General features: G+C 66.7%; 14 protein-coding genes and 1 pseudogene. 8 read left to right on the top strand and 7 right to left on the bottom strand.

The features are described from left to right. Positions 1-27: 27 nt before the first annotated feature. Positions 28-549 carry a TetR/AcrR family transcriptional regulator gene (locus tag LRS08_RS06070; protein ID WP_257844497.1) on the top strand — a complete coding sequence of 174 codons (522 nt, stop codon included), beginning with the start codon at positions 28-30 and terminating at the stop codon, positions 547-549. Here the strand turns inward: LRS08_RS06070 and LRS08_RS06065 are convergent. From LRS08_RS06065 to LRS08_RS06035, 7 genes are all read right to left on the bottom strand, one after another. Continuing rightward, positions 534-2,078, bottom strand: coding sequence for a carboxylesterase/lipase family protein (locus LRS08_RS06065; protein WP_260481451.1), 1,545 nt, complete (start codon positions 2,076-2,078; stop codon positions 534-536). The genes LRS08_RS06070 and LRS08_RS06065 overlap by 16 nt on opposite strands. Continuing rightward, a complete protein-coding gene (locus tag LRS08_RS06060) occupies positions 2,075-3,088 on the bottom strand; it encodes a sugar kinase (protein WP_257844498.1) in 1,014 nt (337 codons plus the stop codon). The genes LRS08_RS06065 and LRS08_RS06060 overlap by 4 nt, the downstream gene beginning before the upstream one ends. A 113-nt stretch (positions 3,089-3,201) precedes the next feature. Continuing rightward, positions 3,202-3,957, bottom strand: coding sequence for a 2-dehydro-3-deoxy-D-gluconate 5-dehydrogenase KduD (kduD, locus tag LRS08_RS06055; protein WP_260481450.1), 756 nt, complete (start codon positions 3,955-3,957; stop codon positions 3,202-3,204). Between the two features lie 144 nt (positions 3,958-4,101). Beyond that, a complete protein-coding gene (gene kduI / locus LRS08_RS06050; protein WP_257844499.1) occupies positions 4,102-4,944 on the bottom strand; it encodes a 5-dehydro-4-deoxy-D-glucuronate isomerase in 843 nt (280 codons plus the stop codon). Positions 4,945-4,978: 34 nt separating this feature from the next. Continuing rightward, the gene (locus LRS08_RS06045) at positions 4,979-5,632 is read right to left on the bottom strand and encodes an RpiB/LacA/LacB family sugar-phosphate isomerase (RefSeq protein WP_257844500.1); all 654 of its coding nucleotides are present in this window, start codon (positions 5,630-5,632) and stop codon (positions 4,979-4,981) included. 149 nt (positions 5,633-5,781) lie between these two features. After that, on the bottom strand, positions 5,782-7,224 hold the full coding sequence (gene uxaC, locus LRS08_RS06040; protein ID WP_260481449.1) for a glucuronate isomerase: 1,443 nt from the start codon (positions 7,222-7,224) through the stop codon (positions 5,782-5,784). A 79-nt stretch (positions 7,225-7,303) separates the two neighbouring features. Next, on the bottom strand, positions 7,304-8,329 hold the full coding sequence (locus LRS08_RS06035) for a LacI family DNA-binding transcriptional regulator (RefSeq protein ID WP_257844502.1): 1,026 nt from the start codon (positions 8,327-8,329) through the stop codon (positions 7,304-7,306). A gap of 242 nt (positions 8,330-8,571) precedes the next feature. On the opposite strand from LRS08_RS06035, the gene LRS08_RS06030 reads away from it, so the two are divergent. From LRS08_RS06030 to LRS08_RS20030, 7 genes and pseudogenes are all read left to right on the top strand, one after another. Beyond that, positions 8,572-9,363, top strand: coding sequence for a 2-keto-4-pentenoate hydratase (locus tag LRS08_RS06030; RefSeq protein ID WP_257844503.1), 792 nt, complete (start codon positions 8,572-8,574; stop codon positions 9,361-9,363). A 13-nt stretch (positions 9,364-9,376) separates the two neighbouring features. After that, on the top strand, positions 9,377-10,681 hold the full coding sequence (locus LRS08_RS06025; protein WP_260481448.1) for an MFS transporter: 1,305 nt from the start codon (positions 9,377-9,379) through the stop codon (positions 10,679-10,681). A 105-nt stretch (positions 10,682-10,786) separates the two neighbouring features. Then, entirely contained in the window at positions 10,787-11,239 is a 453-nt protein-coding gene (locus LRS08_RS06020) for a MarR family winged helix-turn-helix transcriptional regulator (protein WP_260481447.1), read from the top strand. An 80-nt stretch (positions 11,240-11,319) separates the two neighbouring features. Next, positions 11,320-13,417 (top strand): annotated as a pseudogene (locus LRS08_RS06015) (malate synthase G). 71 nt (positions 13,418-13,488) lie between these two features. Next, positions 13,489-15,663: an autotransporter assembly complex family protein gene (locus LRS08_RS06010; protein ID WP_260481446.1), complete on the top strand. Its 2,175-nt coding sequence runs from the start codon at positions 13,489-13,491 to the stop codon at positions 15,661-15,663. Continuing rightward, complete coding sequence (locus tag LRS08_RS20035) at positions 15,663-18,251, top strand: hypothetical protein (protein WP_312026668.1); 2,589 nt, start codon at positions 15,663-15,665, stop codon at positions 18,249-18,251. The genes LRS08_RS06010 and LRS08_RS20035 overlap by 1 nt, the downstream gene beginning before the upstream one ends. Then, the gene (locus LRS08_RS20030; protein ID WP_312026667.1) at positions 18,190-19,857 is read left to right on the top strand and encodes a translocation/assembly module TamB domain-containing protein; all 1,668 of its coding nucleotides are present in this window, start codon (positions 18,190-18,192) and stop codon (positions 19,855-19,857) included. The genes LRS08_RS20035 and LRS08_RS20030 overlap by 62 nt, the downstream gene beginning before the upstream one ends. Positions 19,858-19,909: the final 52 nt, after the last annotated feature.

Here is a 19,909-nt window from a genome sequence, read left to right as displayed (position 1 = left end):
AGCGACGCGCGCGCGGTCCGGTCGCGCGTGGCGCTCCGCACGGCATTGATCGAGTTGATCGGCGAACGGCCCTTTGGCGAGATCAGTGTCGCCGCGCTGACCGAGCGTGCGGGGATCGGCTACGCGACCTTCTTCCGCCATTATCCCGATCTGGCGGCGGTGCTGGCGGAGATCGCCGACGGGCTGATCGCCGAGCTGCTCGAACTGCTGGTGCCGTTGTTGCGCGCGCGCGACGGGGCGGCGGCGATGCGCGCGCTGACTGCCGAGGTCGGGGCGCGGCGGCAGCTCGCTCACGCGCTGCTGACCGGAGCGGGGGATTCGATGCGCCAAGCGATCACGCGCCGCGCAATCGATCAGGCGATGGCCGCGCCGACCGACACGCCGGGCGGACTGCCGCGCGAGCTGGCGGTGACGCATCTGGTCGGCGCGACGCTGACGATCCTGACCTGGTGGCTTGACCGCGCGCCAGAAACGACGGCCGATGAAGTCGCGACAATCCTCGACCGGCTGGTGCTGGCACCGGTTCTGGCGGATCAGGTTCCGGGCTGAATATAGGGGATGCGGGCGAACAGCTCGCGCTGCCATTTGCGCGGGTCGTTCTCGACGCGGCTGTGCGTGTCGAAGAGCATGGTCGCGCGATCGGGCAGGGAGTGTTTGGGCCAATCGTGCACGCCTGCGCCGTTGGGATTGCCCGTCGCCGCGAGGTTGACGAAGGCGCGCTGCATCGCCGCCGATACCGCCTGTGCGCCGGGTCCGGTACCGGAGACGGTGCCCTCCGCGCCGATCGTGCCGAACACCAGCGGGATGTCATGGGTGTGCGCCGCGCCGCGTTCGGGCGCGACCGGGGACTGGAAGTCGAGCTGATAGACCCAGGCGGGGACGCCGGCCTTTGCGCGCTCCTCGGCTTCGATCACCTGCCCGCGCCAGCTGCGTCCGGCGGTGGTGGCGGCGTAGAAAATGTCCTGCGCCGACCAGTCGGGGAACTGCTTGCGATACTCGGCGACGACCCATTCGGGGTGGGCATCGATGCGCAGTTGCGGCGCGATGCGTTCGGCGAGGTTCGACCAGTCGAGCGTGCGGACGCTCTCGCTTTTCGGATCGATGAACGCGCGGGTCTCGTCGCGGGTGTTGCCGAGGATCAGCGGGATCGCGTTGCCCTGCGGATTGGCGTCGGGCCAGAAGGGGTGGCGGGTCAACCACTTCATGTCGAGCACGGGCCCCATATAGACCCCGCCGCCGAGGACCGGGTCCTCCGCCGCTAGACCCTCGATCAGCCTTTGTACCGGCATGCCAATCAGGTCGGCGGGGGTGGCGTTGAGCTTGGCGAGGAGTGCCTTGGCGCGCGCGGTGGCGTTCAACGGGCCGCTCGCGGTAACCTGCTGCCCGCTCATCGTGGCCGCGCGGTGGAACAGGCCCTTGGCGGCGGGCATGCCCATCAGTGTCGCGATCTTCGCGCCGCCGCCGGACTGGCCGAAGACCATCACGCGATTGGGATCGCCGCCAAAGCCGATGATGTTGTCGCGCACCCATTGCAGCGCGAGGATCAGGTCGAGCTGCCCCAGATTGCCGCTGTCGGGGAAGCGCGGGTCGAGCCGGGCGAGGTAGAGATAGCCGAGCGCATTGAGCCGGTGGTTGACGGTGACGACGACGACATCGCCTTTTTCCGCCAGCGTTGCGCCGAACACCTGCGGCTCGATGACGGTGCCATTGGAGTAAGCGCCGCCGTGGAAATAGACCATCACCGGGCGGCGGGCGTTCGGGTTGGCGGCGGGGGTCCAGACGTTGAGGAACAGGCAATCCTCGCGCTGATCGGCGATACGGCTGGATTGCGGGCAGCTGGGGCCGAAGCGTGTCGCTTGTTGCGGTTCGCGAGAGGGGGGCGGAACGGTGGCCGGCCGGAAGCGGTGATGGCTGGTGTCGTTGCCGTAGCGGATCCCGAGAAAGGCCGCCACGACCCCATCGCGCCGTCCGTGCCAGCGACCGGTTCGGCCCGTTGCGATCGGATCACCCTTGGCGAACGCGGCGGAGGGCAGGGCGAACGTCGCCCCAGCCCCCAGCAGCGTCCGCCGGGCAATCACCGGCGCACGTCCAGTCCGCCTTCGAGGAAGGCGTCGATGTCCGCTTGGCGGAACAGGGAGGCGTCGCCCGGCAGCGAGTGTTTGAGGCAGGTGAGGGCGAGGCCCGAGGCGACGGTCGCCTCCAGATCCTGACCCGACAGCACGCCGTGCAGGATGCCCGCCGCGAACGCGTCGCCGCCGCCGATCCGGTCGACGATCCCCGCAACGACGACCTCGTCGGTCTGGTAACCGCGCTCACGCGTATCGACGCGCGCGGCGATGCGATGGCGGTCGGCGTCATCGACATGGCGCGCGGTCGAGGCGATGCGCTGGAGGTTGGGGAAGGCAGCGAAGGCAGCTTCGGCGGCCTCGCGGCGGCGGTCCGCGCCGTCGCCCGAAAAGCTCTTGCCGAGCAGCAGCGAGACGTCGCGGTGGTTGCCGAACATCGTGTCGGTCAGGCTCACAAGTTCGGACAATACGCCACGCGGATCGCTGTCCCATGCTTCCCACAGGCGGGCGCGGTAATTGCCGTCGAAACTGACCGCGACGCCCATCTCTTTCGCGGTCTTTGCTGCGGCAATTGCTGCAGCCGCCGTCGCGGGACCGAGCGCGGGGGTGATGCCCGAAAGGTGCAGCATGGACGCGCCGTCGAGAATGCTGCGCCAGTCAAAGGCGTCGGCGGGCGCGGTGGCAAAGCTCGATGCGGCACGGTCGTAGACGATGTCCGATGCGCGGAGGCCAGCGCCGACCGAAAGGAAGTAGAGACCCATGCGCCCGTCGCGCAGCTGGACGCCCCGCGTATCGACGCCCTGTCCGCGCACGAAGCGGATCGCGGCCTGGCCCAGCGCATTGTCGGGCACCGCGCTGACCATCGACACGGCGTGGCCGAGATTGGCGAGGCCGATCCCGACATTTGCTTCGGCGCCCCCGACATGCACGTCGAGGCTGCCCGTCTGGAGCATGAGTTCGCGCCCCGGCGCGGTCAGGCGGAGGAGGAGTTCGCCGAAACAGACGATATGGCCGTGGGTCAAGTCGGTCTCCCTAGGGGGTCAGTTTGCCGGACCACCTAGCCCAAAGTGTCATGCCGGTTAAAGCCGAGTTCGGCTTGTTCGGCCCATACCAAAGCTCGCGGCGTGCGTCGGGGTCAGCGTGCCAGCCAGCCGCCATCGACGGCAAGGATATGGCCCTGCACATAGTCCGACGCGGACGAGGCGAGGAACACCGCCGCGCCGCCCAGATCGGCCGGATCCCCCCAGCGGCCTGCGGGAATCCGCTCCATGATCTGGCGGTTGCGGGTTTCGTCCTTTTGCAGCGCATCGGTATTGTTGGTCGCGATGTAGCCCGGCGCGATCGCGTTGACCGTGATGCCCTTGCTCGCCCATTCGTTGGCCAGCAGCTTGGTCAGCCCGCCGACGCCGCTCTTCGACGCCGTATAGCTCGGCACGCGGATGCCGCCCTGAAAGGTCAGCATCGATGCGATGTTGATGATCTTGCCCCCGCCATTGGGGATCATGTGCCGCGCCGCGGCCTGGCACAGGAAGAACACCGACTTCAGATTGGTGTCCATCACCGCGTCCCAGTCTTCTTCGGTGAAGTCGACGCTGTCGTTGCGGCGGATGATGCCGGCATTGTTGACGAGGATGTGCAAGCCCCCAAGCTTATCCACAGTTTCATCCACAATCCTGCCCACAGGCTCGATCGTCGACAGGTCGGCGCTGATGATCTCCGCCTTGCGGCCCAGCGCGCGGACCTTTTCGACCGTCTCGGTCGCGGCCGAACGGCCGACCGCGGCGATGTCTGCCCCCGCCTGTGCCAGCGCGAGCGCGATGCCCTGGCCGATGCCGGTATTGGCACCGGTGACGACCGCGACGCGGCCGGTGAGATCGAAGGGGTTGGTCATTTCAACTCTCCTCCCCTCCCTGAAAGGGAGGGGTCGGGGGTGGGTGCGCGGCGCGGAGCGTCGCGCGTGTCGCGGGCGGTGTCGGCCGAGCCTTGCGGCTCGGCATCCACCCCCAGCCCCTCCCTTGCAGGGAGGGGAGCAAGTTTACGCCAGCTGGCAGATGTCCAGCACGTTCATGTCGGTATAGTCCTGATTCTCGCCCGCCATCGCCCAGATGAAGGCGTAGGATTTAGTCCCCGCGCCCATGTGGATCGACCAGGGGGGCGAGATCACGGCTTCCTCATTCTGCATCACGATGTGGCGGGTCGCCTCGCCCTCGCCCATGAAGTGCATCACGCGGTCGGTGTCCGCATTGTCGAGCTCGAAATAGAAATAGATCTCGCTGCGGCGCTCATGGATGTGCGGCGGCATGGTGTTCCACACGCTGCCTTCCTTGAGCACGGTCAGGCCCATCACCAGCTGCGCGCTGTCGCACACGCCGGGAATGACCAGCTGATAGATCGACCGCTCGTTGGATTCGGCGAGGCTGCCGCGGTCGAGCCGGTTGGCGTCGGCGATGCCCAGCTGGCGCGTCGCATATGCCTGATGCGCCGGGCAGGAGACGAGATAGAAGCGTGCACCCGCACCGGAGAATTGCACGTCCGCCGCACCCATCGTCACGTAGAGGCAATCCTTGTTGCCCAGCGTGAAGGTTTCGCCATCGACGGTGACGACACCCTCGACTGCGCCGACATTGACGATGCCCAGCTCGCGCCGCTCGAGGAACGGGTGTCCCGCTGCCGAGGGCGGCTCGCTCTGGTCGGGCAGCTTGATCGGGGCCGAGTCAACCAGCACCCCGCCGATCACCATGCGATCGGCGTGGGTGTAGTACAGCACGCATTCTCCGGCACGGAACAGGTCCGTGATCAGGTAGCGGTCGCGCAGCTCGTCGTTCGACACGCACTCCATCATGTCGGGGTGGGTGGCGTAATAGGTGCGGTCGAACATGGACTCTCCGTTGCGAGCTATGCGGCGAATGGGATCAGGCGAGCGCCGGTTCCGCGGTCACGCTCTTGAGATAGTCGGCGATCGCCGCGTCCTGGCAGTTGGCGTAGAACAGCTCGGCGAACTTCTCGCCCGCGATCGCGGCGCGCAGCAGGTCCTGATCGACATTCTTGAGCACGGTCAGCATGTCGTGGCAGGTCGTCGCCTTGAGATCGGCGAGGATGCCGCGGTTCTTGCGCATGATCTCGGCGCGCTCCTTGGGGTAGCCGAGGCCACGCTCGCCGTCGAACAGCTTGCGGTACACATCCTGCAGGTTGAGCTCGGCCGCCCAGCCAAAGCCCTTGGCATAGGGCATCGAGATGGCGTTGCCGTCGTTGATCTGGCCGAACAGGAAGGCGTCGGTCGGGTCGATGACCAGCCCGCAGAACACGCCCGGCATCGCGTTGCACGCGAGCATCGACCCCATGCCGGTGCCGCAGCCGGTGACGACAAAATCCGCCGCCTTCGAATTGAGCAGGATGCCGGCGAGCAGGCCGTTCATGACATAGGTCAGCGATGCGCTGTCGTCGGCCGAATACATGCCGTAATTGAACACCTGATGCCCCAGCGGCTCGGCCACGGCGGTCAGCGCGTCGTGGATGATGCCGTTCTTGGCGGCCTGGCTGTTCTCGGTGATCAGCGCGATCTTCATGGTCTCAAATCCTCTCCAAATGCGGGACGCCGGGGCGGCGGCACGACTCCGGCCGCAGGGCGCACACCTTAAACGACGATGGCAATGGCTTCTAGGTAACCGGTGTCAAGTTTCGATGCAAGTTGTCTTGCAACTTTGCGTGTGAGCAATCAGGCGACCTGCGCCGCCGGCGCGAAATTGTCGAGCCGGTACGCCTTGCGCACCAGCGTCGAGGTCAGGTCATGGGCGAGTTCGGCGGCTTCCCAGTCCTGCATCCGCCCTTCGGCGACGAGGCGGGCGAGGAAGGCGCAATCGACCCGGCGCGCGACATCGTGCCGCGCCGGGATCGACAGGAAGGCGCGGGTGTCGTCGTTGAACCCGACGGTGTTGTAGAAGCCCGCTGTCTCGGTCGTCATCTCGCGGAACCGGCGCATTCCCTCCGGGCTGTCATGGAACCACCAGGCCGGGCCGAGCCGGAGGCAGGGATAATGGCCGGCGAGCGGCGCGAGCTCGCGCGCATAGGTCGATCTGTCGAGCGTGAAGAGGATGATCGTCAGGTCACGTTCGTTGCCGACCACGTCGAGCATCGGCTTCAATGCCCCGACATAGTCGGTGCGCGTCGGGATGTCGGCACCCTTGTCACGGCCATGGCTGTGGAACAGCTGATGATTGTGGTTGCGGCACGATCCGGGATGGATCTGCATCGTCATGCCATCCTCGACGCTCATCTTCGCCATTTCGGTGAGCATCTGCGCGCGGAACAGTTCGGCATCGGCGGGGGTCCATTTGCCCCCGATGATGCGGCCGAACAGCGCCTCGCATTCCGCTGTCGACAGGTTGGCGGTTTGCGCGGTCGCGAAGCCGTGGTCGGTCGCGGTCGCCCCTGCTGCGCGGAAATCGGCGCGGCGTTTGCGATGCGCGGCGAGATAACCCTGCCAGCTGTGGACGTCCTCGCCGGTCAGGTCGGCGAACGCCTGCATCGCGCCGTCGAACGCCTCATGCTCGACATCGATCACCGAATCGGGGCGATAGGTGGTTACCACGCGCCCATGCCAGCCGGATCTGCGGATCGCGGCATGATGGTGGAGCGGATCGTCGGCGCCCTCGGTGGTGGCGAGGAAGTCGATCCTGAACCGGTCGAACAAGGCGCGCGGGCGATAGGCCGGCGTCGCCAGCGCATCGGTGATCATATCGTAATAGTGATCCGCGGTCGCCGCGCTCAGCAGCCGGTCGATCCCGAACACCTCGGCAAACACATGGTCGAGCCACATGCGCGACGGGGTGCCGCGGAACAGATGGTAGTTGCTCGCGAACACCCGCCACGCGCTACGCGGATCGGTCGCCGGGACGACGCCATCGCGACGCGGCACGCGCAGCGCGTCGAGGTCGACGCCCTGGCTGTAGAGCATGCGAAACACATAATGATCGGGCGCGAGCAGCAGTTCGGTCGCATTGTCCCACGCCGCGTCGGTCGCGAACCATGCCGGGTCGGTATGGCCATGTGGGCTGACGATCGGCAGCCCGGCGATCTCGCGATACAGCGACCGCGCAATGCCGCGCATCCCGGGATCGGACGGAAACAGCCGGTCGGGGTCGAGGGTCAAAGCGTGCACGGGCGTCCTCTCGCTGGCTTTGCGGCTTCGGTAATCGGTGTCAGCGGCGCGATCAATGCGACCTTTGGCTAGGCTAGCATTATTCGACGGGTGGGGCGACCGACGCGCGGCGGATCAGGGTGGATACGAACAGCGATTCCGCCGCTTCCTCATCCGCATCCTCGGCGGTGCCGATGAGCTTCAGGGCGGCGGCGCGGGCCATCGTCGCGATCGGCCAGCGCACCGTGGTGAGCGGAGGCCAGAGATAGGAAGCGATGGTGGTGTCGTCGAAGCCAACGATCGAGAGATCGCGCGGCACGTCCAGCCCGCGCTGGCGCGCGGTGTGCAGCACGCCGGCTGCCATGGCGTCGTTGGAGCAGAACACGGCGGTTGGACGCGGCGACAGGTCGAGCAAGCGCTCGGCCGCCCGCATCCCCGATTCGAACGTATAGTCGCCCTGGGCGATCAGGGTGCGCTGAATCGGCAGATCGGCTTCGTCGAACGCGGCCTCGTAACCCTGGCTGCGTTCGAACGCCGACCGGAACCCGTGCGGACCGAGGACAAGACCGATGCGACGATGGCCCATCTCGATCAGGTGCCCGACCGCGCCGCGCACCACTTCGCGGTCGTTCGATGCGACCATGTGCGCGGGGTCGTCGAACGACGCTGAGCCCATGCGAACGTAGCGGGTGCCAATCTCGGTGCACAATTCGGCGATCGAATCATTCTCACTGATCGGCGGCAGCAGCATCACGCCATAGGGCCGCTGTCGTTCGAGGAAGCGCCGGATATCGTCGAGCATCGTCGGCGATCCGCGATCGACCGGGTGGACGATCAGTTCGAACTCGGTATCGCGCAGCACCTCCAGCAACCCCTGCTGGACGTTGAGCACCATGTGCGGATTGGGGTTGTCGTGGATCAGGCCGATCAGGAAATTGCGGCGCAGCGCCAGCGCGCGCGCCTGCGGGTTCGGCACATAGCCGATCTCGGCGATCACCTTCTCCACCCGCTCGCGCGTCTCCTCGTTGAGCAGGGGTGAGCGGTTGATGACGCGGCTGACGGTCTTTTTGGAAACCCCGGCGAGCCGCGCGACATCGTTGATCGTCGCCTGAGCGCTTTTCTTCATGACCAGTGCATAGCGCGCAACCGGCCCCTAGCCAATCGTTGCGCGGCGGCGTAGTTGACACCGGTTTCGGACGGGCCGGGAGCGTGCAATTTGGAACGGATAATCTCCATGGTCGATAACGCCGAACCGCAACCGCCTGCATTCGTGGGCGATCCGTCTAATTTGCGCCTTCAGTAACCGGCGCCTTGATATTGACACCGGTTTCCTTTAGCGATGCAGCCGAGAACAGAAGTGAGGGGTGGATGAGCGACCTGGACGTGATTGCGGAGGCTTTTGTCGCCGCGCGCCGCGATGCCCGCGGACTCCCCGACTATCCCGGCGCGGTCCCCGCCACGCTTGCCGAAGCCTATGCGATTCAGGACCGCGCGCTGGCGCTGGCCGGTGCCGAGGTTGCCGGGTGGAAGGTCGGACGAATCAATCCGCCACTCGATGCCCAGTTGGGCACCAACCGCCTCGCCGGGCCGATCTTCGCCCCGTTCGTGCATGGCGACGAACCCGCGCCGGCAATGCCGATCTTTGGCGAAGGGTTCGGCGCTGCGGAGGCGGAGTTCCTGCTGCGCATCGGCACCGCACCCGATCCGGCCAAGACCAGCTACACGCTCGACGAGGCCTCCGAGCTGATCGACGCGGTGCATGTCGGGCTGGAGATCGCCAGCTCACCCTTCCCGGGTATCAACGCCCATGGTCCGCTGGTCACCATTTCGGACTTCGGCAACAATCACGGCTTGGTCGTGGGCGCCGCCATCGCGGACTGGCGCAATTCGGGGTTTCTCGACTGGCCGGTGACGCTGAGCATCGACGGGGTCGAGATCGGTGCCGCGACCGCGCGCACGATGCTCGACGGCCCGGTCGGCGCGGCACGCTTTCTGTTCGAAACGATGGCGGCGCGCGGCATCGCATTGCGGCCGGGGCAGTGGATTTCGTCGGGGGCCGTTACCGGCGTCCATGAAGTCTCGCCAAGCTCGGAAGTTACTGCCACGTTCCGCGACATGCGGGTGAGCTGCACGATCGAGGCCGCCAGACCCGCTTTATAAAGGGAGAAGATGCATGGAAGCGACGCAGGCCGATAGCGGCGGCGCCCCGCCCCGCGCGGCACCGGTCCGGAGCGGCCGTTATCGATGGATGATCATCGCGATCCTCTTCTTCGCGACCACGGTCAATTACATCGACCGCACCATGTTGGGCCTGCTTGCCCCCGATCTGGGCAAGGAACTGGGCTGGAACGAGAATGACTATGGCAACATCGTCACCGCGTTTCAGGCGGCCTATGCGCTCGGTTTCCTGCTCATGGGCTGGCTGGTCGACCGGTTCGGGCCCAAGATCGGCTATGGCATCGCGATCACCGTCTGGACGATCGGCCATGTGATGCACGGCTTCGCCAGCTCGGTCGCGTCGTTCATGGCAGCGCGCATCGTGCTGGGCGTGGGTGAGGCGGGGCATTTCCCCTCGGTCGTCCGCGCGAGCAGCGAGTGGTTCCCGCAAAAGGAACGGGCCTATGCGATCGGCTGGGTCAATTCGGCGACGACGATCGGCGTGATCCTGACGGCGCCGACGTTGTGGCTGTTCATGACCTGGATGGGCTTCGACTGGCGCGAGACGTTCATCTATTCGGGCCTGTTCGGGGTCGTGCTGCTGCTGCTGTGGATCAAATTCTACAGCAATCCGCGCGAAAGCGGACGGGTGAGCGAGGGCGAGCTCGCCTGGATCGAGCATGACCCGCCCGAGCAGATCGAGAAGATCGGCTGGAGCCGCGTGGTGCGGCTGCGTGAGGCGTGGGCATTCGCCGTCGCCAAGTTCCTGACCGACCCGGTCTGGTTCCTGATGCTGTTCTGGCTGCCGAAATATTTCGCCAGCACCTATGACGTCGATCTCAAGGTCGTGCTGTTGCCGATGATCGTCATGTATCTGCTCTCTGACGTGGGCAGCATCGCGGGCGGTTGGCTGTCGTCGAACCTGATCCATCGCGGCTGGACTCCGAATGCGGCGCGCAAGGTGACGATGATCATCGCGGGCGGGTGCGTCCTCCCGCTGCTGTTCGTGACCCAGCTTGAGAATATGTGGCTGGCGGTCGCGCTGATCGGGCTGGCGCTGGCGGGGCACCAGGCATTCTCGACCAATTTGCTGTCGCTGCCGCCGGACATGTTCCCCAAGCGCGCGGTCGGGTCGGTGATCGGGCTGGGCGGCTTTTGCGGCGGTGTCGGGGGCATGATCATGGCCAAGTCGACCGGTCTCGTGCTTGACGCGACCAACGGCAATTACACGCTGATCTTCGCGGCGTGCACGGTGGTCTATTTCCTTGCTGTCGGGGCGATCCACCTGCTCTCGCCGCGACTGACCCGCGTGTCGGTCTGACAAGATGTGCCGGGCACGGGACATTTCATGTCCCTGCCCGGCATTTTCGCGCAATGAAGCATTGCTAACATTGCATCGTACCCGCGAACGCGGCATCACTGTCCTATGACGGCAACACTCAAGCTCGACGCCTTTCTGCCCTACCGGCTCTCGGTCGCCTCGAACCGCGTGTCGGGGACGATCGCCGGTGCCTATCAGGCGCGGTTCGGGCTGCGCATTCCCGAATGGCGGCTGGTCACGGTGCTGGCCGAGTTCGGGTCGATGAGCCAGCAGGCACTGTGCGGGCGCACGCAGATGGACAAGGTGACGGTCAGCCGCGCGGCAATCTCGCTGCATGAACGCGGGTTGGTAACGCGCACCCCCAATCCGGACGACCAGCGCTCGCATCTGCTCGACCTGAGCCCCGAGGGGTGGGCGCTCTACCGTCAGATCGCACCCCAGGCGCTGGAGTTCGAACGCCGCATCTTCGCCAGCCTCAACGATGAGGAGCAGGCGCAACTGCGCAAGATGCTTGAACGGGTCGAGGCAGCAGCGGCAGCTATCTCGCCGGGTTTCTAGCCCCTTGATCCCGGCCACCATCCTCGCCTAATCGGACCATCCCTCCCCAGGGCAGTCGATTTGCTAGCCAGGAGGATTCCATGACCGCTTACCAGACCCGCGCCGGGCTTTCGGTCGCCGCACCGCTCGTCGCGTTCGTCGAGGAGCGGGTGCTGCCGCCGCTGGGCATCGCCGCCGACGACTGGTGGGCTGGCGCAGCGGAGATTTTCGCGCGCTTCGCCCCGCGCAACCGTGACCTGCTCGCACGGCGCGAGGATCTTCAGGGGCAGATCGATGATTGGTGCGCCGCGGACCCTGTGCGGGCGACCGACCCGGCGGCGCAAGAGGCGTTTCTGCGCGCGATCGGTTATCTCGCGCCCGAGCCCGGTGACTTCATGATCGGTACCGCCAATGTCGATGCAGAGATCGCGACGATGGCGGGGCCGCAGCTGGTCGTGCCCGCGCTCAACGCCCGCTTCGTGCTCAACGCCGCCAATGCGCGCTGGGGAAGTCTGTACGACGCGCTCTACGGCACCGATGCGCTGCCCGGTGCGGCGAAGTCGGGTGGGTACGACGCGGAACGCGGGGCGCAGGTGATCGCGGCGGCGAAGGCGTTTCTCGACGCGGCGGTGCCGCTGAGCGGCATGGAATGGGCGGAGTTTGCTGGCGGTGACCTGCCGCTCGCGGATCCGGGGCAGTTCATTGGCACGCGCGACGAATCGATGCTGTTCGCTCACAACGGCCTGCATATCGAGGTGGTGGTTGACCGCGCCCATCCGATCGGCGCGAGCGACCCGGCCGGCATTGCCGATGTGCTGCTCGAGGCCGCGCTCACCGCGATCGTCGACCTTGAGGATTCGATCGCGGCGGTCGATGCCGAGGACAAGGTCGCGGCCTATGCCAACTGGCTCGGCCTGATGCGCGGAGAGCTGACCGAGACCTTCGCCAAGGGCGGCCAGACGCTGACCCGTACCCTTGCCGCCGACCGCGTCTATCAGCGCCCCAACCAGAGCGACCTGACGCTGCCGGGCCGCAGCCTGTTGTTCGTGCGCAATGTCGGGCACCTGATGACCAACCCGGCGGTGATGATCGCGGATGAGGAGGCACCCGAGGGCATTCTCGACGCGATCATCACCAGCACCATCGCGTTGCACGATCTCAAGGGGCTGGGCCGCTTCCGCAACAGCCGCACGGGCAGCATCTACATCGTCAAGCCCAAGATGCACGGGCCGGACGAATGCGGCTTCACCAACGATCTGTTCGATGCGGTGGAGGATCTGCTGGGCCTCGCCCGTCACACGATCAAGGTCGGGGTGATGGACGAGGAGCGGCGGACCAGCGCCAACCTGGCCGCGTGCATCCATGCGGTGCGTGATCGCATCGCGTTCATCAACACCGGATTCCTCGACCGCACCGGGGACGAGATTCACACGTCGATGCGCGCCGGGCCGATGATCCCCAAGGCGGAGATGAAGGGGAGCGCCTGGATCAAGGCCTATGAGGATCGCAATGTCCGCATCGGCCTCAAGCACGGCCTGTCGGGCAAGGCGCAGATCGGCAAGGGCATGTGGGCCGCGCCCGACCGCATGGCCGACATGATGGAGCAGAAGATCGGCCATCCGCTGAGCGGCGCGAACACCGCCTGGGTGCCGTCGCCCACCGCCGCGACGCTGCACGCGATGCATTACCACCAGGTCGATGTCTTTCGGCGCCAGCGCGAGATTGCGGGGGAGGCGGTGCCCGCGCTGCGCGATCTGCTGACCATTCCGGTGGCGCAGGGGCGCAACTGGACGGAAGAGGAAGTCGCGCGCGAGCTCGACAACAACGCGCAGGGCATCCTCGGCTATGTCGTGCGCTGGATCGACCAGGGGGTCGGCTGTTCGAAAGTCCCCGATATCCACGATATCGGCCTGATGGAGGACCGCGCGACGCTGCGCATATCCTCGCAGCATATCGCCAACTGGCTGCTCCACGGCGTCGCGACGGAGGCGGACGTCGATGCGGCGTTCGCGCGAATGGCGGCGAAGGTCGATGCGCAGAATGCGGGCGACCCGGTCTATCGGCCGATGGGGGGGCAATCCCGACGGCCTCGCGCTGCAGGCGGCGCGGGCATTGGTGTTCGAAGGGGTGACGCAGCCGAGCGGCTATACCGAGCCATTGCTTCACGCCTGGCGCGCGCGCGCAAAGGCGCGCGGCTAAGCCTCAGTCCGTATTGAACCTTCCCGACGCTGGCACGTTGCGCTAGCGGTCGGGGTGCGTGCTGTCTCCAAATGGCGCGATCCCATTGGGAGGTCAGGGGTATTTCGGGCGTGAGGCTGTTGATTCTGCTGCTGGCGAGCAGCGCGCTCGATCCGGGTATCGCGCGCGCGCAGATCGACAGCGGCGCGGGGAAACCCGGTCAGGGTGCGCCTGCCGAAGACCCCAAGACGCTGGAACGCGAAGCCGAGCGGCGCGCGCAGGGGCAGAGCGAGAAGCCAATCGTCGCCGACGATGAATTTTCCGAGGCGCTTCCGCCACTGTCCGGCGACATGGATGCGCCGCTGGAGCAGATGGTGCCGCCGGCAGGCCCCGTCACCCCGATCGAGCCGATCGAGGACGCGCCTCCGCTCGACGATGCTGGCAGCGAGGCTGAGATCGCTGCGCCGCTGCCGCCGCTGTCGGCATTCGACACCACGCCCATTGCCGAGCCGGTGGCGGGCAATGACGAGGCGGCGGTCGAGATCCGCTATGCCATCCGCGTTACCGGGCTGGATGAGATCGGGCTTGAGGATCAGTTCCGCGACCTGTCCGCCCTGGAGGACGGCGACGGAGTCGCCGCCAATGCCGCGATCATCGGCGCGCGTGCTCGCGAGGATGAGGGGCTAGCGGTGCGGCTGATGAAATCGCTCGGCTATTATGATGCGACCGCCGTCTCGACCATCGAACAGACGCCGCAGGGCGATCGGCCGGTAACCGCGACGGTCGCCGCGGTGCCGGGGCCGCTCTACACGTTGGGCGAAATTCGGGTCGAGGCAGAGCCGACCGTGCCGGCGACGCTGATCGCCGACAATCTGAAGCTGCGAACGGGTGAGCCGATCGATGCCGTGCGGGTGCAGGCGGCGGAAGCTGCGGTCAGTGTCGCGCTGCCCCAGACCGGCTATCCTTTTGCCGAAGTCGGTCAGCGCGACATCCTGCTCGACGAGACGACCCGCACCGGGGACTATACGCTCCCGGTCAGCATCGGCCCGCGCGCGCGCTTTCGCGGGATCCGCATTGAGGGCGATCCGGTGCTCGCGCCCGACCATATCGATGTGCTGACCCGGTTCGACCGGGACGATCTGTACGACAGCCGCAAGGTCGACGATCTCCGCGACGCGCTGATCGCAACCAGCCTGTTTTCCACCGTTTCGGTCGAGCCGGTGAAGACCGGCGAAGCCAATTCCGACGGCACCGAGGCGGTCGACCTGCTGGTGCGACAGACCAAGGGGCCGCCGCGTACCCTGGCGGGCGAAGTGGGCTTCAGCACCGGCCAGGGGTTCCGGGCCGAGATAAGCTGGACTCATCGCAACTTGTTCCCGCCCGAAGGCGCGCTGATCGCGACCGGAGTGCTCGGCACGCAGGAACAGGGCGCGTCGGCGACCTTCCGTCGATCCAATGCCGGACGGCGTGACCGGACGTTTCAGATCGTGGCGTCCGCGCTGCGTTCCGATGTCGCGGCATTCACCGGCCTGACCGGCACGCTGTCGGCGCGCGTTTCCTACGACTCGACCCCGATCTGGCAGAAGAAGCTGACCTATGCCTATAGCGTCGAGCTGGTCGGCACGAGCGAGGACCGGTTCGACTTTGCGCGCGGCGCGCGTGAGCGGGGGGTCTATTTCATCGCAGCGCTACCGCTGTTCGCCGGGTGGGATCAGTCGGACAATCTGCTGAACCCGACGCGCGGCTGGCGATTGAAGCTGAACGTCAGTCCCGAAACATCGGTGCGCGGCACCGCGCGACCCTATGCCCGGGCGATGGCGGAGGGGACGATCTATTACCCCGTCACCGACAGCATCGTGCTCGCCGGGCGGGCACGATTCGGGACGATCCAGGGGATTGACCGCAACGACCTCGCCCCGTCACGGCGCTACTACGCCGGGGGTGGCGGATCGGTGCGCGGCTTTGGCTATCAGGAACTTGGCCCGCGCGGTCCCGACGACAAGCCGATCGGCGGGCGCAGTTTCAACGAATTCGCGATCGAGGCGCGCTATCGATTCGGCAATTTCGGGATCGTGCCGTTCCTAGACGCGGGACAGGTCTATGAGGACTCCATGCCGCAACTCAGCAGGTTGCGGTTCGGCGCAGGGATTGGCGGGCGCTTCTACACCAATTTCGGTCCGATGCGGCTCGACGTCGCGACGCCGATCGCGCGAAAGCCAGGTGAGAGCAAGATCGCGCTCTATATCTCGATCGGTCAGGCGTTCTGATGACCGACGAAGCACCCGCGCCCGAAGTTGTCGTCGTGCAGCGCCCGACGTGGCAAATCGTGGCCAAGTGGGGCGCGATCGGACTGGGCGGTCTGGTCGCATTGCTGCTCGCTGCAGCTGCGATCCTCGATACGGGGGTCGGGCATCGTTTCGTCGCCGACCGGGTGGCGGCCTATACCACGGCATCGGGCCTCAACGTCAAAGTCGGGCGGATCGAGGGTTCGATTTATGGCGCGATGGTGCTGCGCGACGTGCGGGTGAGCGACCCCAAGGGCGTGTTCGTGACTTCGCCGCGGGTCGCGGTCGACTGGCGTCCGTTCGCGTTCCTCAACAACCATGTCGATATCCGCTCGGCAACCAGCCCGCTGGTGCGCGTGACGCGGATGCCCGAACTGAAACCCGGCGATCCCAATGCGCCGTATTTGCCCGATCTCGATATCGACATTGCGAAGCTGTCGATCGACCGGCTGGTCTTGGAGGCACCGGTCGCGGGCCGTCGGCACGTCGCGACGCTGGCCGGTGAGGCCAAGATCGCTGATCGCCGCGCGCGGGTGATCGTCAATGGGCGGACGCTCGGAACATCGGGTGGCGACCGATTGGCGCTCGTCCTCGATGCGGTGCCGGACGACGACAAGCTCGACCTGCGCGCGGAATTGAACGCGCCGGTCGGCGGGCTGGTCGCGGGGCTCGCCGGGCTCGAAGCGCCGCTTGCGGTGCAACTGCGCGGCGCGGGCAGCTGGTCCAACTGGCAGGGGCGCGCAATCGGGCGGCTGGGCAACGACGAACTCACCAATCTGCGCATCGCCGCGCGGAGCGGTACGGTTCAGGTGCGGGGGACGGCGCAGCCCGGTCTCTACCTCAAGGGACCGGTCGAGCGGCTGAGCGCGGGCGGGATGCAGGTCGCGCTCGACGCGACGCTCGACCAGCGCCGCGCCGACACGAAGCTTCGGCTGCGGTCAAGAGCGATGGCGCTGATGACCAGCGGCACGATCGACCTTGGCCAGAGCCGGTTCGACCAGTTCCGGGTCGAGGCGATGCTGCTTACCCCCGGCGCGATCGCCCCCAATCTCAATGGTCGGTCGGTGGCAGGCGAAGTCGCGCTCAACGGCCCGTTCGCGACCCCGACGGTCGATTACAAGATCAAGGCCGCTGCGCTGGGATTTGGCGAGACCGTTGTCGAGCGGCTCTATGCCGAAGGTCTGGCGACGGTGAACGCCGACCGTATCCTGATCCCGGTCAGGGCGCAGGCAGCGCGGATTTCCGGCCTCAACGCGGCGGCGGGGGGCTTGCTGACCAATGTCACGCTGGCCGGCGATCTCGCGATTACCGGTGACCAGATCTTGTCGGAAAATCTGCGCATCCGGTCCGACCGGATCGACGCGACTGCAATTCTTGCCGCCGATGTGAGCACGGGCCGTTACACCGGTGCGCTCAGGGGCCGGGTCAATGATTACGAGATCGACGGCATCGGCATCGTCAATCTGGAGACCGACGCCGATCTTTACGCCGCCGCACAGGGCGGCTGGGGGATCAAGGGGCGGATCGTCGGGCGCAGCACGCGGCTGTTCAGCGATGGCGTGCGCAGTTTCCTCGGTGGCAATGCGGTGGCGCGGGTGTCGCTCGATTTCGGGCCGGACGGGATCGTGCGGTTCAGCGATCTGAAGGTCGCCGCGCCCTTGTTCCGCGTGATCCGCGGATCCGGGCGCTACGACCCCGCCGGGCCGCTCAGCCTGACCGCCGACGCCTGGTCGAACGCCTATGGCCCGATCACGGCGCGGGTGACCGGCAGCATGGCGAAGCCGGTGATCAATCTGCGCGCGCCGCGTCCGGGGCTCGGCGTCGGTCTGGCCGATCTTCAGGCGCGTGTGGTCGGCAACGATGGCGTCTATGCGGTCGATGCCAAGGGTGAGACGAGCTACGGCCCGTTTACCGCCGACGTGCTGCTTCGCACCGGTGCGCGGCTTGAGATCGACGTGCGCAGCGGGCGCTTTGCCGGGGCGGATTTCAAGGGTGAACTGGTCCAGACTGCGGCAGGGCCGTTCGATGGCGACCTGACCTTTGTCGGGTCAGGACTCGACGGGTCTGTCGCTCTGTCGGCGGCCGGCAAATATCAGCAGGCGGTGGTCCGGGCGACCGCGAACAACGCAAAGATCCCGGGCGACATGGAACTGACGATCGGTCGCGCGCTCATCAACGGCACCGCGATTCTCTATGACGACGCGCCCGCGATTACCGGCGAGGCGCAAGTGGCGAACCTGCGCAACGCGCAAATGACGCTGACCCGCGCGCGGGCGAAGATCGATTATCGCGGCGGTCGCGGCAGCGCACAGGCCTTTGCCGAAGGATCTTCGGCCGTCCCGTTCCGCATCGCGGCCAACGCCCGGTTCGAACCGGAGCTGTGGCGCGTCGCGCTGGCCGGGCGGGCAAACAATATCGGGTTCAAGACGGCGCAGCCCGCGCAGATCGCGGTGAGCGGATCGAGCTACACCCTTGCCCCCCGCGCGGATCGATTTCGACAAGGGCAGCATGCGGCTGTCGGGCAATTGGGGGGAGGGGCTGCGCGTGCAGGCGCGGCTCGACAAGCTTGATCTGTCGCTCGCCAACGCGCTGTCGCGTACCGCTGGCCTGGGCGGCACGGTGACCGGCGCACTCGATTTCAGCCAGGCCAGCGACGCGACGTTCCCGCAGGCGATCGCGCGGCTCAACGTCGACGACTTCACCCGGTCGAGCCTGGGCGGCGTGTCGTCGCCCGTCGACATCGCGTTCGTCGGACGGTTGCTGCCTGATGGCGGTGATGCGCGCGCGCTGATCAAGCGCGGTGACACGACGATCGGGCGGATGGTTGCCAGTCTCCAGCCGCTCGGACCAGGCGCGGGCGGCTGGACGACGCGGCTGCTCGCGGCCCCGCTCTCGGGCGGCATCCGCTACAACGGCCCGTCTTCGGTGCTGTTCTCGTTGGCCGGGTTCGCCGATCAGAGCCTGGCCGGCCCGATCGCTGTCGCCGCTGATTTCTCCGGCCAGGTCCGCGCGCCGCAGCTCGCGGGACAGCTGCGCGCCGAAAAGCTGACCTATGAAAACGAGACCTGGGGCACGCGGCTGTCGCAAATGGCGGTGCAGGGGCGCTTCGACAATGACTCGCTGGAGATCGAACAGATTGAGGCGGTGGCGGGCAATGGCCGCCTGACCGGCTCGGGCACGATCGGCCTGTCGGCGGAACAAGGGTTTCCGATCGACCTGACCGTGCGTTTCCGCAACGCGCGCCTCGCCCGCAGCAATGCGCTCGGTGCCACCGCGACCGGGCAATTGCGCATCACCAACGGGCTCGATGGCGGATTGATCGAGGGGCGCATCATCATCCCCGAGGCGCGCTATCAGATTATCCGGCAAGGCGCTGCGGAGGTCCCCGAGCTCACCGGCGTCTATCGCAAGAGCGAACTGACCGAAGACGGCAAGCGTCCGACGCGGGTGAGGCCCGCGGGGATCTTCCGCCTCAATGTCAGTGTCGTTGCCGACAACCGGCTGTTCGTGAACGGCATGGGCCTCGAATCCGAATGGAGCGCGCGGATGCAGGTCACCGGCACCTCCGCCGCGCCGATCGTCACCGGTGAGGCGCGGGTGGTGCGTGGCACCTACAGCTTCGCCAGCCGCCGCTTCGAACTGACCCGCGGCATCGTCAGCTTCGAAGGCGGGCCGCTCGCGGATCCGCAGATCAATATCGGCGCGAGCACCACTGCCGAGGGTGTCACTGCCAACATCAACATCACGGGCAGCGGACAGGTGCCGCGCATCGCGTTCAGCTCGACCCCAAGTCTGCCGCAGGACGAGGTGCTCTCGCGCCTGTTGTTCGGCAGCTCGGTCACCAACCTCTCGGCGACCGAAGCGATCCAGCTCGCCGCTGCATTGAACTCGCTACGCGCGAGCGGCGGCGGCCTCAACCCGCTCGGCCAGCTCCGTTCGGCGGCGGGGATCGATCGGCTGCGCATCCTGGGCGAGGACGACACCACCGGGCGCGGCATGGCACTGGCGGCGGGGCAATATCTGACCGACGATATCTATGTGGAGATCATCACGGACGCGCGCGGTTTCACGGCGGTGCAGCTGGAGATCGCGCTGACCCGCGCGCTCAGCCTGTTGTCCGCGACCGGATCGTTCGGCGGATCGCGGGCGGGTCTCAAATATTCGAAAGACTATTGACCCTCCAGCCCCAAGCGTCATGGTCGACTAATACAGTTGATATCGAGCGGGG

The sequence above is a fragment of the Sphingomonas sp. J315 genome, from assembly GCF_024666595.1.
Lineage (GTDB): Bacteria > Pseudomonadota > Alphaproteobacteria > Sphingomonadales > Sphingomonadaceae > Sphingomonas.
The sequence above is the reverse complement of the archived record's forward strand: the minus strand, read 5'-3'. Positions and strand labels throughout refer to the sequence as shown.

Excerpts from the sequence above, each read along its gene's own strand:
- kduD (WP_260481450.1), bottom strand. The coding sequence starts at position 3,957 with ATGACCAACCCCTTCGATCTCACCGGCCGCGTCGCGGTCGTCACCGGT.
- kduI (WP_257844499.1), bottom strand. The coding sequence starts at position 4,944 with ATGTTCGACCGCACCTATTACGCCACCCACCCCGACATGATGGAGTGC.
- LRS08_RS06045 (WP_257844500.1), bottom strand. The coding sequence starts at position 5,632 with ATGAAGATCGCGCTGATCACCGAGAACAGCCAGGCCGCCAAGAACGGC.
- LRS08_RS06035 (WP_257844502.1), bottom strand. The coding sequence starts at position 8,329 with ATGAAGAAAAGCGCTCAGGCGACGATCAACGATGTCGCGCGGCTCGCC.
- LRS08_RS06030 (WP_257844503.1), top strand. The coding sequence starts at position 8,572 with ATGAGCGACCTGGACGTGATTGCGGAGGCTTTTGTCGCCGCGCGCCGC.
- LRS08_RS06025 (WP_260481448.1), top strand. The coding sequence starts at position 9,377 with ATGGAAGCGACGCAGGCCGATAGCGGCGGCGCCCCGCCCCGCGCGGCA.
- LRS08_RS06020 (WP_260481447.1), top strand. The coding sequence starts at position 10,787 with ATGACGGCAACACTCAAGCTCGACGCCTTTCTGCCCTACCGGCTCTCG.
- LRS08_RS06010 (WP_260481446.1), top strand. The coding sequence starts at position 13,489 with ATGGCGCGATCCCATTGGGAGGTCAGGGGTATTTCGGGCGTGAGGCTG.
- LRS08_RS20035 (WP_312026668.1), top strand. The coding sequence starts at position 15,663 with ATGACCGACGAAGCACCCGCGCCCGAAGTTGTCGTCGTGCAGCGCCCG.
- LRS08_RS20030 (WP_312026667.1), top strand. The coding sequence starts at position 18,190 with ATGCGGCTGTCGGGCAATTGGGGGGAGGGGCTGCGCGTGCAGGCGCGG.